This is a genomic window from Escherichia sp. WS1368, assembly GCF_046487485.1.
Lineage (GTDB): Bacteria > Pseudomonadota > Gammaproteobacteria > Enterobacterales > Enterobacteriaceae > Escherichia > Escherichia coli.
In genome coordinates, this window is record NZ_JBJQJI010000019.1 from 42,721 (window position 1) to 56,881 (window position 14,161).

General features: G+C 47.0%; 14 protein-coding genes and 1 pseudogene. 8 read left to right on the plus strand and 7 right to left on the minus strand.

All coding sequences use genetic code 11. The features are described 5' to 3' along the window. Positions 1-5 precede the first annotated feature (5 nt). Genes hutX through ACJHYD_RS21630 form a run of 4 tightly spaced genes read left to right on the plus strand, consistent with a single transcriptional unit; the run spans position 6 to position 2,931 of the window. The gene (gene hutX, locus ACJHYD_RS21615) at positions 6-500 is read left to right on the plus strand and encodes a heme utilization cystosolic carrier protein HutX (RefSeq protein WP_000020040.1); all 495 of its coding nucleotides are present in this window, start codon (positions 6-8) and stop codon (positions 498-500) included. Beyond that, positions 500-1,123, plus strand: coding sequence for an anaerobilin reductase (chuY, locus tag ACJHYD_RS21620; protein WP_001551798.1), 624 nt, complete (start codon positions 500-502; stop codon positions 1,121-1,123). The genes hutX and chuY overlap by 1 nt, the downstream gene beginning before the upstream one ends. Positions 1,124-1,171: 48 nt before the next feature. Further along, positions 1,172-2,164, plus strand: coding sequence for a heme ABC transporter permease ShuU/ChuU (shuU, locus tag ACJHYD_RS21625; protein WP_032145808.1), 993 nt, complete (start codon positions 1,172-1,174; stop codon positions 2,162-2,164). Further along, positions 2,161-2,931 (plus strand): heme ABC transporter ATP-binding protein, encoded by a 771-nt coding sequence (locus tag ACJHYD_RS21630; protein WP_001521540.1) that lies wholly within the window; start codon positions 2,161-2,163, stop codon positions 2,929-2,931. Before shuU ends, ACJHYD_RS21630 begins: the two co-directional genes overlap by 4 nt. A 51-nt stretch (positions 2,932-2,982) precedes the next feature. Here the strand turns inward: ACJHYD_RS21630 and ACJHYD_RS21635 are convergent, their stop codons facing one another. The 3 genes from ACJHYD_RS21635 to hdeA form a co-directional block, all read right to left on the minus strand. Continuing rightward, on the minus strand, positions 2,983-3,630 hold the full coding sequence (locus ACJHYD_RS21635) for an MgtC/SapB family protein (RefSeq protein WP_001309028.1): 648 nt from the start codon (positions 3,628-3,630) through the stop codon (positions 2,983-2,985). Between the two features lie 63 nt (positions 3,631-3,693). Next, entirely contained in the window at positions 3,694-4,020 is a 327-nt protein-coding gene (hdeB, locus tag ACJHYD_RS21640; protein WP_001298717.1) for an acid-activated periplasmic chaperone HdeB, read from the minus strand. Between the two features lie 115 nt (positions 4,021-4,135). Continuing rightward, positions 4,136-4,468, minus strand: a complete 333-nt coding sequence (hdeA, locus tag ACJHYD_RS21645) for an acid-activated periplasmic chaperone HdeA (protein WP_000756550.1) — start codon at positions 4,466-4,468, stop codon at positions 4,136-4,138. Between the two features lie 254 nt (positions 4,469-4,722). Here hdeA and hdeD point away from each other — a divergent pair, with 254 nt between their 5' ends. Together hdeD and gadE are read left to right on the plus strand one after the other, a co-directional pair. Continuing rightward, entirely contained in the window at positions 4,723-5,295 is a 573-nt protein-coding gene (hdeD, locus tag ACJHYD_RS21650) for an acid-resistance protein HdeD (protein WP_000965681.1), read from the plus strand. Positions 5,296-6,092: 797 nt separating this feature from the next. After that, positions 6,093-6,620 (plus strand): acid resistance transcriptional activator GadE, encoded by a 528-nt coding sequence (gadE, locus tag ACJHYD_RS21655; RefSeq protein ID WP_000576690.1) that lies wholly within the window; start codon positions 6,093-6,095, stop codon positions 6,618-6,620. Here gadE and ACJHYD_RS21660 read toward each other — a convergent pair whose 3' ends face one another. Continuing rightward, on the minus strand, positions 6,621-6,899 hold the full coding sequence (locus ACJHYD_RS21660) for a hypothetical protein (RefSeq protein ID WP_001551801.1): 279 nt from the start codon (positions 6,897-6,899) through the stop codon (positions 6,621-6,623). A gap of 107 nt (positions 6,900-7,006) precedes the next feature. Between ACJHYD_RS21660 and mdtE the strand changes: the two genes are divergently transcribed. After that, on the plus strand, positions 7,007-8,116 hold the full coding sequence (gene mdtE / locus ACJHYD_RS21665; protein WP_306174501.1) for a multidrug transporter subunit MdtE: 1,110 nt from the start codon (positions 7,007-7,009) through the stop codon (positions 8,114-8,116). A gap of 24 nt (positions 8,117-8,140) precedes the next feature. Next, positions 8,141-11,254: a multidrug efflux pump RND permease MdtF gene (mdtF, locus tag ACJHYD_RS21670; RefSeq protein ID WP_000024872.1), complete on the plus strand. Its 3,114-nt coding sequence runs from the start codon at positions 8,141-8,143 to the stop codon at positions 11,252-11,254. 362 nt (positions 11,255-11,616) lie between these two features. Here the strand turns inward: mdtF and gadW are convergent, their stop codons facing one another. The 3 genes and pseudogenes from gadW to ACJHYD_RS21685 all read right to left on the minus strand — a co-directional run. Continuing rightward, entirely contained in the window at positions 11,617-12,345 is a 729-nt protein-coding gene (gadW, locus tag ACJHYD_RS21675; RefSeq protein ID WP_000150006.1) for an acid resistance transcriptional activator GadW, read from the minus strand. A gap of 368 nt (positions 12,346-12,713) precedes the next feature. Beyond that, positions 12,714-13,538 (minus strand): acid resistance transcriptional activator GadX, encoded by an 825-nt coding sequence (gene gadX / locus ACJHYD_RS21680; RefSeq protein WP_001551804.1) that lies wholly within the window; start codon positions 13,536-13,538, stop codon positions 12,714-12,716. A 358-nt stretch (positions 13,539-13,896) separates the two neighbouring features. Further along, positions 13,897-14,161 (minus strand): annotated as a pseudogene (locus tag ACJHYD_RS21685) (glutamate decarboxylase); the annotation flags it as partial.

Here is a 14,161-nt window from a genome sequence, read left to right on the forward strand (position 1 = left end):
GATTTATGAGCCATGTCTCGTTACAAGAATTTTTGAAAACGGAGCCGGACGGTACGCTGGAGGTGGTAGCCGAACAATACAACACCACACTGCTGGAAGTAGTGAAAAACCTGCCCTCCTCAACCATAGTGTCAGGCGATAAATTCGATACTGTCTGGGATACCGTCTGCGAATGGGGCAACGTCACCACGTTAGTACATACTGCCGATGTTATCCTCGAATTTAGCGGCGAACTGCCTTCGGGTTTCCACCGCCACGGCTATTTCAACCTACGCGGAAAGCACGGCATGTCCGGGCATATCAAAGCAGAAAACTGCACACATATTGCCTTGATCGAACGTAAATTTATGGGCATGGACACCGCATCCATTCTCTTTTTCAACAAAGAAGGCAGCGCAATGCTGAAAATCTTCCTCGGCAGGGATGACCATCGTCAGCTCCTGAGCGAACAAGTCAGCGCCTTCCATGCTCTGGCAGCATCGTTAAAGGAACACGCCTGATGACGCCGTGGCTACTCTTTGGCGCAGGCGGAAAAGGTGTGGGTGCCAGAACGCTTGAACTGGCGCTGGCGGAACAACGTCCGGTCGTTGCTGTCGTTCGTCATGCTGATGCCGCCACGAAACTGGCGCAACAAGGCGTACAGGTTTTTACAGGCGACGCCTGTGATGCCAGCGTAGTCGCGGCTGCTTGCCGCGCAGCTGGCCAGGATGCGCTTATCATCTCAACAATGGGCGGAACTCAGGATTATCTGGCACACAGAACAGTGATTGATGAGGCCGAAAAGGCCGGCATCAGTCGCATGATTCTGGTGACCTCTTTGGGATGTGGCGATAGCTGGCCGTTTTTATCGGAGCGGGCAAAGGCTGCGTTTGGTCAGGCGGTACGGGAAAAAACGCTGGCGGAAAGCTGGTTGCAAACCAGCCAGCTTGATTACGCCATTCTCCGCCCTGGCGGTCTGCTTGATGGGGCGGCAACGGGCAAAGCACAACGGATACAAAATCAGGAGTGTCATGGTTTTGTTCACCGTGCCGATGTCGCCGCACATATCCATGAACTGGCAAATGCGCCAGCACTTAACCAGCAGGTCTACAGTCTGATTGAACCGGACCTGAAACCGGCGTGATACCCCGGCGCGGCATGTCCGCGCCGTAATGTCGTAACGGAGTTTTGCGTGCTCAAGGATTCACTCTCTTCCGCCAGGGTCTTTATGGGGCTATCACTATTATTGCTAGCTCTGGTGCTGTTCGGTGCCAGTCAGGGAGCGTTAAGGATCAGTTTTGATGCTCTTTTTGATGAGGAATACCGTGATATCTGGCTCAATATTCGTCTACCACGGGTTTTGCTGGCGGTGCTGGTAGGTGCAGCGTTGGCAACCGCCGGGGTAATTATGCAGGGGCTTTTTCGCAACCCAATGGCTGACCCAGGATTACTTGGCGTCAGTAGCGGTTCTGCATTAATGGTTGGCGTTGCTATTGTGCTGCCCTTCTCCTTCCCAGTGGTGCTGGTGCTCTATGAGCAAATGGTGTTTGCCATCGCCGGAAGTTTAGTGGTCTGTACCATCATTTTTCTCATCACGCAGCGCCATCGCGATGGCAGCATGATGCAATTGTTACTCGCCGGTATCGCCATCAATGCCCTGTGCGGCGCAGCGATCGGCATCCTGAGCTATATCGGCGATGAGCAACAGCTACGACAACTCACGTTGTGGATGATGGGCAATCTCGGTCAGGCGCAATGGCCAACGTTATTGGTTGCCAGTTCCTTCATTCTGCCCGCCATTATGGCAACAACGTGTCTCGCCGGAACGCTGAATTTGCTGCAACTTGGTGATGAAGAAGCCCATTACCTCGGCGTGAACGTAAAGCGTAAACGCCAACAATTACTGTTGATTAGCTCACTGCTCGTTGGTGCCGCCGTATCGGTAAGCGGCATTATCGGCTTTATTGGCCTGGTGATCCCGCATCTGATTCGTATGACTACCGGGGCAAATCACCGCTGGCTAATCCCTTGCTCCGCCCTCGCCGGAGCCTGTTTATTGCTGATGGCAGACACGCTTGCCCGCACGCTGGTACAGCCAGCAGAAATGCCCGTGGGATTATTAACCAGCCTGCTTGGCGGTCCTTATTTTATGTGGTTGATTCTGCGCAACCGGAGGATCACATGATCAGCGCCCAGAATCTGGTTTATAGCCTTCAGGGGCGGCGTCTGACTGACAATGTCTCGCTGACTTTTCCCGGTGGGGAAATTGTTGCCATTCTCGGCCCTAATGGTGCGGGAAAATCTACGCTGCTTCGCCAGTTAACCGGCTATCTTCAACCTGATAGCGGCGAATGTCGGTTGTTTAATAAGCCATTAAATGAATGGTCGATTACTGAACTGGCGAAACACCGGGCCGTGATGCGTCAAAATAGCCACATGGCGTTTCCATTCAGCGTACAAGAAGTTATCCAGATGGGGCGGCATCCGCATCGCACTGGTAATCAGGATAATGAAACAGCACAAATAATGGCGTTATGTGACTGTCAGGCGTTAGCAAACCGTGACTATCGGCAATTATCCGGTGGTGAACAACAGCGCGTGCAATTAGCGCGCCTGCTGGTGCAACTCTGGGAACCTACTCCCTCACCGAAATGGTTATTTCTTGATGAACCAACTTCGGCGCTGGATATTCACCATCAGCAGCACTTGTTTCGTTTATTACGCCAGCTAGTTCACGAACGGCAGTTCAATGTTTGCTGCGTATTGCACGATCTAAATCTTGCCGCGCGTTATGCAGACCGTGTTGTATTAATGCAAAAAGGAAAGGTTATCGCAAATGGTAAACCACAGGACGTATTGACACAGCAGGCGCTGACCATGCTTTACGGCGCGGATATTACCGTACTTAAAGATCCTGCCAGCCATTCACCCCTGATCGTCCTCGATCATTAAAACCAACAGGAGTACCGCTCTGGTACTCCTGTGAATAAATAACTATAAAGATTAGCTAATTGAAACGCCTTTCACCCCTGCCATACCTTTTAATAATCGCAACAGGTCTTCTATCGACGTTGTGGCATGAAGCTGGATATCAATGGCGACCACTTCATGATCTTCATTTTCCTGCAACGAAACTAAATCAGTTTTTATTTTTTGCTGCTTAAACCAGTCGAGCATTGATACCGTATTACCGTTCACTAATGTCAGCTGTAAATGGTAATTTTTGTTCATCAGGCGGAAGGTTAATTGATGGAAGACTTCCAGCACCAGCAAGGTCATCACTGAACCATAAATGCCCAGTTCGTACATACCGCTACCAATAACCATACCAATGGCGGCGGTCACCCAGATATCCGCTGCCGTCGTCAGACCTACAATATTTTGGTTACGAACGAGAATGTTACCTGCGCCGATAAACCCGACGCCCGTCACCACCTGAGCAGCAATACGGCTGGGGTCCAGTCCGACGTGATTTAAAGACAGCACGTCAGCAAAACCATATTTCGAAACAATCATAAACAGGGCGCTTCCCATGCCAATTAATACATGTGTGCGTAACCCTGCTCCTTTGCCGCGCATTTGCCTTTCCATGCCAATAGCGCCACAGGCAATTGCTGCGAGTATAAGACGTATAATAAATTCTGCTGTCATATAAAAAAGCAAAAAGGAGCAGCAAGATGGCTCAACTTGCTACTCCTTTTTACTTGTACCTCATTAATTCGGCAAGTCATTAGATGCTTGATTTTTGAAGGTATACAAATTTTTCTGCGGGTTTTTCTTGCAGTATTCGATCACTTTAGGAATTTGAGTGAGATCGGTTTCATTTAAAGTAACGGTATCGCCACCTTTATATACTGTCTCTTCATGCAGCATCCACCATGCAACCGGTGTCATTGCTTTTGGATTCAGATCAATAAATTCCTGGCAGGTCATATCTTTAGCGGATTCATTGGCTGCCAGCGCAGATTGTGCGTTCACCAGTGACAAAGCCGCTACAGCGCCCATAAAAATAAACGCTTTACGGAGAGATGAAATATTCATTTTGTAACCCATTCAATATAGAGATTATATATGAACAGGAGGAATAGCTGCTTTTAAAGAAGATATTCCGGCCTGTTCAATATGCAAGGAAGTACGATGTAACGCATTCCCGGAATTACATATCTTTCTTAATTTTGTCCCACTCGCCTTTAACTTTATCTTTAAAGTTGGCTTGTTTATCCTGAGTACAAGCCTGAACGATAGCTGGGGTTACGGTTGCAATACCCTGAACATCTAAAACCGCATCTTCTGGTTTATCTTTGTTGTTCAGCGCTTCAGCAAAACCAACTGCAGTTGGCTGGAAGGATTCGTCCACAGCCAAGAAATCTTCACAGGTCCAGGAGTTGACCGGTTTTTTGTTATCGGCTGCTTTTTGCGCATCCGCTGCATTGCTCACAACTGGCAGAAGAAGCAGACCACCAAGAATAACGCCTAATACTTTTTTCATCGTAATATCCTCAACTATAAAGTGAAAGAGCCGTCACGAATCAATTTCGACACTGAGGTTATAACCTGGTTTTCTGTATATGTCATGTTGATGGAAAATATCAAAATCAGATATTTTTATTTCAATACAATGAGTTACAGATGCATCAGATACTGTAATTAGGAAATTTTTATTAAATCGACTGCATTCTTAGACGCGTTTTTGGCATAGATTGATAGCAGGGGATTTTCTTCTTAATTTTATAGGGTGGTTCTATGTTATATATAGATAAGGCAACAATTTTGAAGTTTGATCTGGAGATGCTGAAAAAGCATCGCAGAGCAATCCAGTTTATTGCCGTGTTGCTGTTTATCGTCGGGTTGCTGTGTATCAGTTTCCCGTTCGTCTCTGGCGATATTTTAAGCACGGTAGTGGGTGCATTATTAATCTGCTCGGGCGTTGCGCTTATTGTTGGATTATTCAGCAACCGCAGTCATAATTTCTGGCCGGTATTATCCGGTTTCCTCGTCGCAGTCGCCTATTTATTGATCGGCTATTTCTTCATCCGCGCACCGGAGCTGGGCATTTTTGCCATTGCGGCATTTATTGCCGGTTTGTTCTGTGTTGCAGGGGTTATTCGCCTGATGAGTTGGTATCGTCAGCGTTCAATGAAAGGCAGCTGGCTACAGCTCGTTATTGGTGTGCTGGATATCGTCATTGCATGGATATTCCTTGGTGCAACGCCGATGGTGTCTGTAACTTTGGTTTCCACACTGGTGGGTATTGAACTGATATTTAGCGCCGCCAGCCTGTTCAGCTTCGCCAGTTTGTTCGTTAAGCAGCAATAATTATTCCTGTTGTCACCCGGATCATAGTCACTTGATGTGACTATGATCCGATTAATACTCTCTCCGCTACACAGCGTTGTAGATCAATTGCGCACTATCATTGAAATAATTACCTGCTGATGATTATTTCAACCTACTGAATTTCATCTAATTTTTTTCATTCCATGGCAAATTAGCCATTTCAAACATTATCATGGCTGATATTTTCCGTAGTCAGGTTTAATGTTTTAAAAGTGCTGTGGGAAAGTGAACAAAGAGTTCCGTAAGCGTTGATGCTATGGGCGGTTAAATAAGTAATCCGGGTTCATTTTTTGCAACTGGCGTTGATTACATTGCATAAATATCCGTGTCTCCAGACGCTATATAAAAACCTGAAGACATGAATGAGTTATTTACTCAGGTAATTTCAATGCGTTAAAAGAAAGCTGGCAATCCAATTGCCAGCTTAAGTCGAAACAAGGAGACTCGATATTTAAATCGGATTACATTTTAACTTTAGTAATATTCTTCAGAGATCACAAACTGGTTATTGATAACTTATTCTTGGGCAGTAATCCGTAAACGTTAAGTTTTTGTTTGCCGTTTACAAACTGATAACAACCAGGAATTTTACTTAGGATCAATATATGGAGTGTGTGATGGATAAATCTGAAGCATTGATTAGTGTTAATAGACGTATTAGTTCACGAAGGGCAAAGTTCTTATAGGCGTTTACTATATTGAACAACGATTCGGACAAGGATGTAAATAATGAAAAGGATGACATGTTCGAAACGATAACGGCTAAGGAGCAAGTTATGATTTTTCTCATGACGAAAGATTCTTTTCTTTTACAGGGCTTTTGGCAGTTGAAAGATAATCACGAAATGATAAAAATCAATTCCCTGTCAGAGATCAAAAAAGTAGGCAATAAACCCTTCAAGGTTATCATTGATACCTATCACAATCATATCCTTGATGAAGAAGCGATTAAATTTCTGGAGAAATTAGATGCCGAGAGAATTATTGTTTTGGCACCTTATCACATCAGTAAACTAAAAGCTAAAGCGCCTATTTATTTTGTCAGCCGCAAAGAAAGTATCAAAAATCTTCTTGAGATTACTTATGGTAAACACTTGCCCCATAAGAATTCACAATTATGTTTTTCACATAATCAGTTCAAAATTATGCAACTGATTCTGAAAAATAAAAATGAAAGCAATATCACGTCGACGCTCAATATTTCGCAACAAACATTAAAGATTCAGAAATTCAACATTATGTACAAGCTGAAACTAAGACGTATGAGCGACATCGTCACCCTGGGTATCACATCTTATTTTTAGTCAGGACATAAGCAACTGAAATTGATGGCTGGCATGACGAGGGATGCAGATGCTGATTTCATTACCCCCGGTGATTACTAAAGGAGAGGTTAAAACGACTTTATTCCCCTGGTATGTGTATCCACCAGTAGAACCCTTCGTTGCCCGAATGCTGGCAGGAACTGTTGGCAGAACGGCAACATTTTTTTTGTCGTTGACCTCACCATGTCGATCACTATGCCTGTATCCCACCTTACTGGCTGACAACCCCACTATGCCGCTGGTCTGTAAATCCCTCATATCTCTCCTCGCGCGCAATTTAAAGAACCGTTATTTCTCAAGAATTTTCAGGGACTAAAATGAACAGAAGAAGAAAGCTGTTAATACCGTTGTTATTCTGCGGCGCGATGCTCACCGCCTGCGATGACAAATCGGCGGAAAACGCCGCCGCCATGACGCCTGAGGTCGGTGTCGTCACACTCTCCCCCGGTTCGGTCAATGTATTGAGCGAATTGCCCGGTAGAACCGTTCCTTATGAAGTTGCCGAGATACGTCCCCAGGTTGGCGGTATTATCATTAAACGCAACTTTATCGAAGGCGATAAAGTGAACCAGGGCGATTCGCTGTATCAGATTGATCCTGCACCTTTACAGGCCGAGCTGAACTCCGCCAAAGGCACGCTGGCGAAAGCGCTCTCTACCGCCAGCAATGCCCGCATCACCTTTAACCGCCAGGCATCGTTGCTGAAGACCAACTACGTTAGCCGTCAGGATTACGACACCGCGCGCACCCAGCTGAATGAAGCAGAAGCCAATGTCACCGTCGCCAAAGCGGCTGTTGAACAGGCGACGATCAATTTGCAATACGCGAATGTCACCTCGCCGATTACGGGCGTCAGCGGGAAATCGTCGGTGACCGTCGGCGCACTCGTTACCGCTAATCAGGCAGATTCGCTGGTTACCGTACAACGTCTGGACCCGATTTATGTCGATCTCACGCAGTCGGTGCAGGATTTCTTGCGTATGAAAGAAGAGGTCGCCAGTGGGCAAATCAAACAGGTTCAGGGCAGTACGCCAGTACAGCTCAATCTGGAAAATGGTAAACGTTACAGCCAGACCGGCACGCTGAAATTCTCCGACCCGACGGTGGATGAAACCACGGGCTCCGTGACGTTACGGGCGATTTTCCCCAACCCAAATGGTGACTTGCTGCCTGGCATGTACGTTACGGCATTAGTGGATGAAGGTAGCCGCCAGAATGTATTACTGGTGCCGCAGGAAGGCGTCACCCACAACGCCCAGGGTAAAGCAACGGCGCTCATTCTGGATAAAGACGATGTCGTGCAGCTACGCGAAATCGAAGCCAGCAAAGCCATCGGCGACCAGTGGGTTGTCACCTCTGGCTTGCAGGCTGGCGATCGGGTGATCGTTTCCGGTTTGCAACGCATTCGTCCGGGTATCAAAGCACGAGCAATTTCCTCCAGCCAGGAAAACGCCAGCACCGAATCGAAACAATAACGTTGCAGGCTTAAGGGGACTTTCATGGCTAACTATTTTATTGATCGCCCGGTTTTTGCCTGGGTACTTGCCATTATTATGATGCTTGCAGGCGGTCTGGCGATCATGAACTTACCGGTTGCGCAGTATCCGCAGATTGCGCCACCGACCATAACCGTCAGCGCAACCTATCCAGGTGCCGATGCGCAAACGGTAGAAGACTCGGTCACTCAGGTGATTGAGCAAAATATGAATGGGCTTGATGGCCTGATGTACATGTCTTCAACCAGTGATGCGGCGGGCAATGCCTCTATCACTCTGACCTTCGAGACTGGGACATCGCCTGATATCGCACAGGTTCAGGTGCAAAATAAACTGCAGCTCGCTATGCCTTCATTACCTGAAGCGGTGCAGCAGCAGGGGATTAGCGTCGATAAGTCGAGCAGTAATATCCTGATGGTAGCGGCGTTTATTTCTGATAACGGCAGCCTCAACCAGTACGATATCGCGGACTATGTAGCGTCTAATATCAAAGACCCGCTAAGCCGTACCGCGGGCGTTGGTAGCGTACAGCTCTTTGGTTCCGAGTACGCCATGCGTATCTGGCTGGACCCGCAAAAACTCAATAAATACAATCTGGTACCTTCCGATGTTATTTCCCAGATTAAGGTGCAGAACAACCAGATTTCTGGTGGTCAACTGGGTGGCATGCCACAGGCGGCAGACCAGCAACTAAACGCCTCGATCATTGTGCAGACGCGTCTGCAAACGCCGGAAGAATTTGGCAAAATCCTGTTGAAAGTTCAGCAAGATGGTTCGCAAGTGCTGCTGCGTGATGTCGCCCGCGTCGAACTTGGAGCGGAAGACTATTCCACCGTGGCGCGCTATAACGGCAAACCTGCTGCCGGGATCGCCATCAAACTGGCTGCCGGAGCAAACGCCCTGGATACCTCGCGGGCAGTCAAAGAGGAGCTGAACCGCTTATCAGCCTATTTCCCCGCAAGTCTGAAGACGGTTTATCCTTACGACACCACGCCGTTTATCGAAATTTCTATTCAGGAAGTTTTTAAAACACTGGTTGAGGCTATCATCCTCGTCTTCCTGGTCATGTATCTGTTTTTGCAGAATTTCCGTGCCACAATCATCCCGACGATTGCCGTACCGGTGGTTATTCTCGGGACGTTTGCGATCTTGTCGGCGGTCGGTTTCACCATCAACACGTTAACTATGTTCGGGATGGTGCTGGCGATAGGGTTACTGGTGGATGACGCCATCGTGGTGGTGGAGAACGTCGAGCGTGTCATTGCGGAAGATAAACTACCGCCGAAGGAAGCGACGCATAAATCGATGGGGCAGATCCAACGTGCGCTGGTCGGGATTGCCGTTGTTCTTTCCGCAGTGTTTATGCCGATGGCCTTTATGAGCGGTGCAACCGGGGAGATCTACCGCCAGTTCTCCATCACGCTGATCTCCTCCATGCTGCTTTCAGTATTTGTGGCAATGAGCCTGACCCCTGCCCTGTGCGCCACCATTCTGAAAGCCGCGCCGGAAGGCGGTCACAAACCTAACGCCCTGTTCGCACGCTTCAACACGCTGTTTGAAAAATCAACTCAGCACTATACCGACAGTACCCGCTCGCTGTTGCGTTGTACCGGTCGCTACATGGTGGTCTACCTGCTGATTTGCGCCGGGATGGCGGTGCTGTTCCTGCGCACGCCGACCTCTTTCTTACCAGAAGAGGATCAGGGGGTATTTATGACCACCGCGCAGTTACCTTCCGGTGCCACCATGGTTAACACCACGAAAGTGCTGCAACAGGTGACGGATTATTATCTGACTAAAGAGAAAGATAATGTTCAGTCGGTATTTACCGTTGGCGGCTTTGGCTTCAGCGGCCAGGGGCAAAACAACGGCCTGGCGTTTATCAGTCTCAAGCCGTGGTCTGAACGTGTCGGTGAGGAAAACTCGGTTACCGCGATCATTCAGCGGGCAATGATTGCGTTAAGCAGTATCAATAAAGCCGTCGTCTTCCCGTTCAACTTACCCGCGGTGGCTGAACTGGGTACCGCGTCAGGTTTTGATATGGAACTGCTGGACAACGGTAACCTGGGGCACGAAAAACTAACCCAGGCGCGAAACGAGCTGTTATCACTGGCAGCGCAATCACCGAATCAAGTCACCGGTGTACGCCCGAACGGCCTGGAAGATACGCCGATGTTCAAAGTGAACGTCAACGCCGCGAAAGCCGAGGCTATGGGTGTGGCGCTGTCTGATATCAACCAGACAATTTCCACCGCCTTCGGCAGCAGCTACGTGAACGACTTCCTCAACCAGGGGCGGGTGAAAAAAGTGTATGTCCAGGCAGGCACGCCGTTCCGTATGTTGCCGGATAACATCAACCAATGGTATGTACGCAACGCCTCTGGCACGATGGCACCGCTTTCGGCCTATTCGTCTACCGAATGGACCTATGGTTCACCGCGACTGGAACGCTACAACGGCATCCCGTCAATGGAGATTTTAGGTGAAGCGGCGGCCGGGAAAAGTACCGGTGACGCCATGAAATTTATGGCAGACCTGGTCGCTAAACTTCCGGCAGGCGTCGGCTACTCATGGACCGGACTGTCGTATCAGGAAGCGTTATCCTCAAATCAGGCTCCCGCGCTGTATGCCATTTCACTGGTCGTGGTGTTCCTCGCCCTCGCCGCACTTTATGAGAGCTGGTCAATTCCGTTCTCGGTGATGTTGGTTGTACCGTTAGGCGTCGTTGGCGCATTACTGGCCACCGATCTACGCGGCTTAAGTAATGACGTCTACTTCCAGGTTGGTTTGCTGACCACCATCGGGCTTTCCGCCAAGAACGCCATCCTGATTGTCGAATTTGCCGTTGAGATGATGCAGAAAGAAGGGAAAACGCCGATAGAGGCAATCATCGAAGCGGCGCGGATGCGTTTACGCCCAATCCTGATGACCTCTCTGGCCTTTATTCTCGGCGTGCTGCCGCTGGTTATCAGTCATGGTGCCGGTTCTGGCGCGCAAAACGCGGTAGGTACCGGCGTGATGGGCGGGATGTTTGCCGCAACAGTGCTGGCAATTTACTTCGTTCCGGTCTTTTTCGTTGTAGTGGAACATCTCTTTGCCCGCTTTAAAAAAGCGTAACGTGTAAATGAGAGTAAGGTTGAACGTGAGGGTTCAGCCTTACTCTTTCCCGCTAACCATTCACCACTCAACAACCAGCTAACCGTCAGGAATACCAGGCTTAGTACACAGCACTGAAAGTAGAAACCACTCCAGCCATTCGTCATCAATTTAAACAACACAATACTGACCCACATTCCCGTAATCGTATGAATTGTCAGCTTAATAATCCCAAACATGCCGAGTCTTTTCCTCCTGAAAATACCTATACCGCCTGGCAAACTGCGAAAGAGAACTAGCCGGTAGCCCGGCAGAAATCATCAGGGAAGAGTTTCACATGAAGCAGGTGTGAGATCCTGACCAATATTCAAATGCAAAATATGTCAGGAAAAGGTACCTGGCGAATGTTGCGCAAACTGATGTGGCGTTACACCATAATATTGTCGAAATGTGTTTATAAAGTACGATGTACTGCTATAGCCACATTTTTCCGCAATAGTATGCAGAGGAATTTGACGTAACTCGAGTAATCGTCTGGCCATCGACATCCTGGAGGCGAGTAATATTTTACTGAAACAGGTATTTTCATCCTGCAACTTTTTTTTGATTAGACTCTCGCTGGTATACATTCTTTCCGCGATATCGCGCAGATACCAACGTTTGGCGATATCAAAGCTAATAAGGCGTTCAACTTTTCCTGAAACAGTACTGATACTATTGAAAAGTAAGGGGATCAGTTCTTTCTTATGAGAAAACATCGATAAACAGGAAAGATAGAGCATTTTGCTCAGTATCGGTGAATTTACCCCGGAGTCATTGAAACTATCAAAAATCGCCGTCACCAGCGGCATGGGGGGTGACTGGTTAATTAACAGACGGTCTTTGCTATGTAACCCTAAATTGCGTGGTATCTGACGAATATTTTGTAAGTAATGGCAAACTGTCAGCTCATCGATATCCAGTCGTCGCGTATCCGGTGAACAAAACGCAAAATCGTCTGCCAAATTTTTATCCAGTAACAGGATACTCTCGTTGTGCAACGATATTTTTTGCTGTTCATGATAAATATCGAATGAACGACGAACGAGGATCACCGAGCAGACATGAGTCATGACTATCCCTTATATTTCATTACTGCGATTATTTCAATTTCAGTATACTAATGAAATGATGCCAGACTGTTTCTTAGCGCAAAAACTGCCAGATTTGGTAGGACCAAAATTTATCCACAAAGTAGTTTTGCATAACAGTTAATTGATAATAAGTAAATGCAACACGAATATATTTTCGCACAGCGTATAGCTTATGTTTATAAAAAAATGGCTGATCTTATTTCCAGTAAAAGTTATATTTAACTTACTGAGAGCACAAAGTTTCCCGTGCCAACAGGGAGTGTTATAACGGTTTATTAGTCTGGAGACGGCAGACTATCCTCTTCCCGGTCCCCTATGCCGGGTTTTTTTTATGTCTGAGTAAAACTCTATAATCTTATTCCTTCCGTAGAACGGTCAGTGCCGTAAAAATTCCCTTGCGCAGCCATACTTGCCGCCGAGCCACAGTTCGGTAATTCCTGCGCCGATCGCTCCTGATACTCTGTGGGCGTCATCCCATAATAATTTCGAAAAACGTAAATGAAATACGACACGCTGTGATATCCACAGGATACTGCAACTCGCTTAATTGAAACACCATATATAACAATAAGTTGTAAAGCACGCTGCATCCTACACTCAGTAAGCAACTGTGAATATGACGTACCTTCTTCGCGCAATTTTTTCTTTAACAGGCTTGGACTCATCAACAATTCGCTAGCGATTCGGGCTAATGTCCACTCATGGGCGATATTATTATTGATGACCGTACAAACTCGTGTTCGCATATTCGGTTGCAACACGTTCAGAAGTAACGGTATAAACTGCGTATCCTCAAGAAAAACAGATAACAACGCAAAGATTAATGCCCTTTTACGTAGCATTTCTGCATAGCGAAGATTCTTATTCTGCGATAGTTGCGCAACTTCCTGAAAAACAGGAATATCTCTGGTACAGTTATGAACGAGTAATGAAGGAACTTTTTTATGTGCATGAAGTTTTAATGCCTCCTCCTTGAGCATCGGGAGAAATAATGAAAGCGTGTCTCTTGAAACTAATACGAAATTCTCAACACACTTATCCACTTGAATTTGGCTTGCATCCGCAAAAACCAGATCACCGCCATTAAAATAGCGATATTCACCATTAACCATGGTGAGAATATATTTATGTCTTGCGTACGCAATTAGACAATTCCCATGTAGTGATTGCATAGTTGGCTTAATATTACATAAACATATTACTGTTTATTAATGTAGCACGCCGCCCTCTTAAGTCAAATTGATTGATAAATAAATTTAAACGAAGCGGGAAAACAGGATGATAATCTACGGGCAGGATGACTGGATTTATAATACAAAAGGCGTGCTTAAGAACGCAGTGAAATTAATAGTAAGCAAATAATCCCTTGTAGTGACATTAAAATATTCGCTACATTGAATAAACATTCATATAACATATATCTTATCAACACGATGAATAGACAGCCAATATATTATTGCTATTAATAAGCAACCGAATGCCCAACTGTTTTTTAAAGGTTGGGCATTCGGTTTTTACAACGTTATGTTATCAGGTATGTTTAAAGCTGTTCTGCTGGGCAATACCCTGCAGTTTCGGGTGGTCGCTGAGATATTTCAGGGAGGCTTTGTAGTCTTCCAGCAACAGTTCAGCAAAGTCCATTTCGAAGCCGCGACGACACATAATGCGCATCACCACGATGTCAGTGGCTTCACCGCCGAGAGTGAAGGCCGGAACCTGCCAGCCGCGCAGACGCAGACGTTCAGAGAGGTCGTAGAGGGTGTATCCCGGATCTTCACCCTCTTTCAGTTTGAAG

What these genes read in the sequence shown, in the direction of transcription:
- mdtF (WP_000024872.1), top strand. Translation starts at nt 8,141, where the DNA reads ATGGCTAACTATTTTATTGATCGCCCGGTTTTTGCCTGGGTACTTGCC.
- gadX (WP_001551804.1), bottom strand. Translation starts at nt 13,538, where the DNA reads ATGCAATCACTACATGGGAATTGTCTAATTGCGTACGCAAGACATAAA.
- hdeD (WP_000965681.1), top strand. Translation starts at nt 4,723, where the DNA reads ATGTTATATATAGATAAGGCAACAATTTTGAAGTTTGATCTGGAGATG.
- ACJHYD_RS21630 (WP_001521540.1), top strand. Translation starts at nt 2,161, where the DNA reads ATGATCAGCGCCCAGAATCTGGTTTATAGCCTTCAGGGGCGGCGTCTG.
- chuY (WP_001551798.1), top strand. Translation starts at nt 500, where the DNA reads ATGACGCCGTGGCTACTCTTTGGCGCAGGCGGAAAAGGTGTGGGTGCC.
- hdeB (WP_001298717.1), bottom strand. Translation starts at nt 4,020, where the DNA reads ATGAATATTTCATCTCTCCGTAAAGCGTTTATTTTTATGGGCGCTGTA.
- hutX (WP_000020040.1), top strand. Translation starts at nt 6, where the DNA reads ATGAGCCATGTCTCGTTACAAGAATTTTTGAAAACGGAGCCGGACGGT.
- ACJHYD_RS21635 (WP_001309028.1), bottom strand. Translation starts at nt 3,630, where the DNA reads ATGACAGCAGAATTTATTATACGTCTTATACTCGCAGCAATTGCCTGT.
- ACJHYD_RS21660 (WP_001551801.1), bottom strand. Translation starts at nt 6,899, where the DNA reads ATGAGGGATTTACAGACCAGCGGCATAGTGGGGTTGTCAGCCAGTAAG.
- gadE (WP_000576690.1), top strand. Translation starts at nt 6,093, where the DNA reads ATGATTTTTCTCATGACGAAAGATTCTTTTCTTTTACAGGGCTTTTGG.
- gadW (WP_000150006.1), bottom strand. Translation starts at nt 12,345, where the DNA reads ATGACTCATGTCTGCTCGGTGATCCTCGTTCGTCGTTCATTCGATATT.
- hdeA (WP_000756550.1), bottom strand. Translation starts at nt 4,468, where the DNA reads ATGAAAAAAGTATTAGGCGTTATTCTTGGTGGTCTGCTTCTTCTGCCA.
- mdtE (WP_306174501.1), top strand. Translation starts at nt 7,007, where the DNA reads ATGCTCACCGCCTGCGATGACAAATCGGCGGAAAACGCCGCCGCCATG.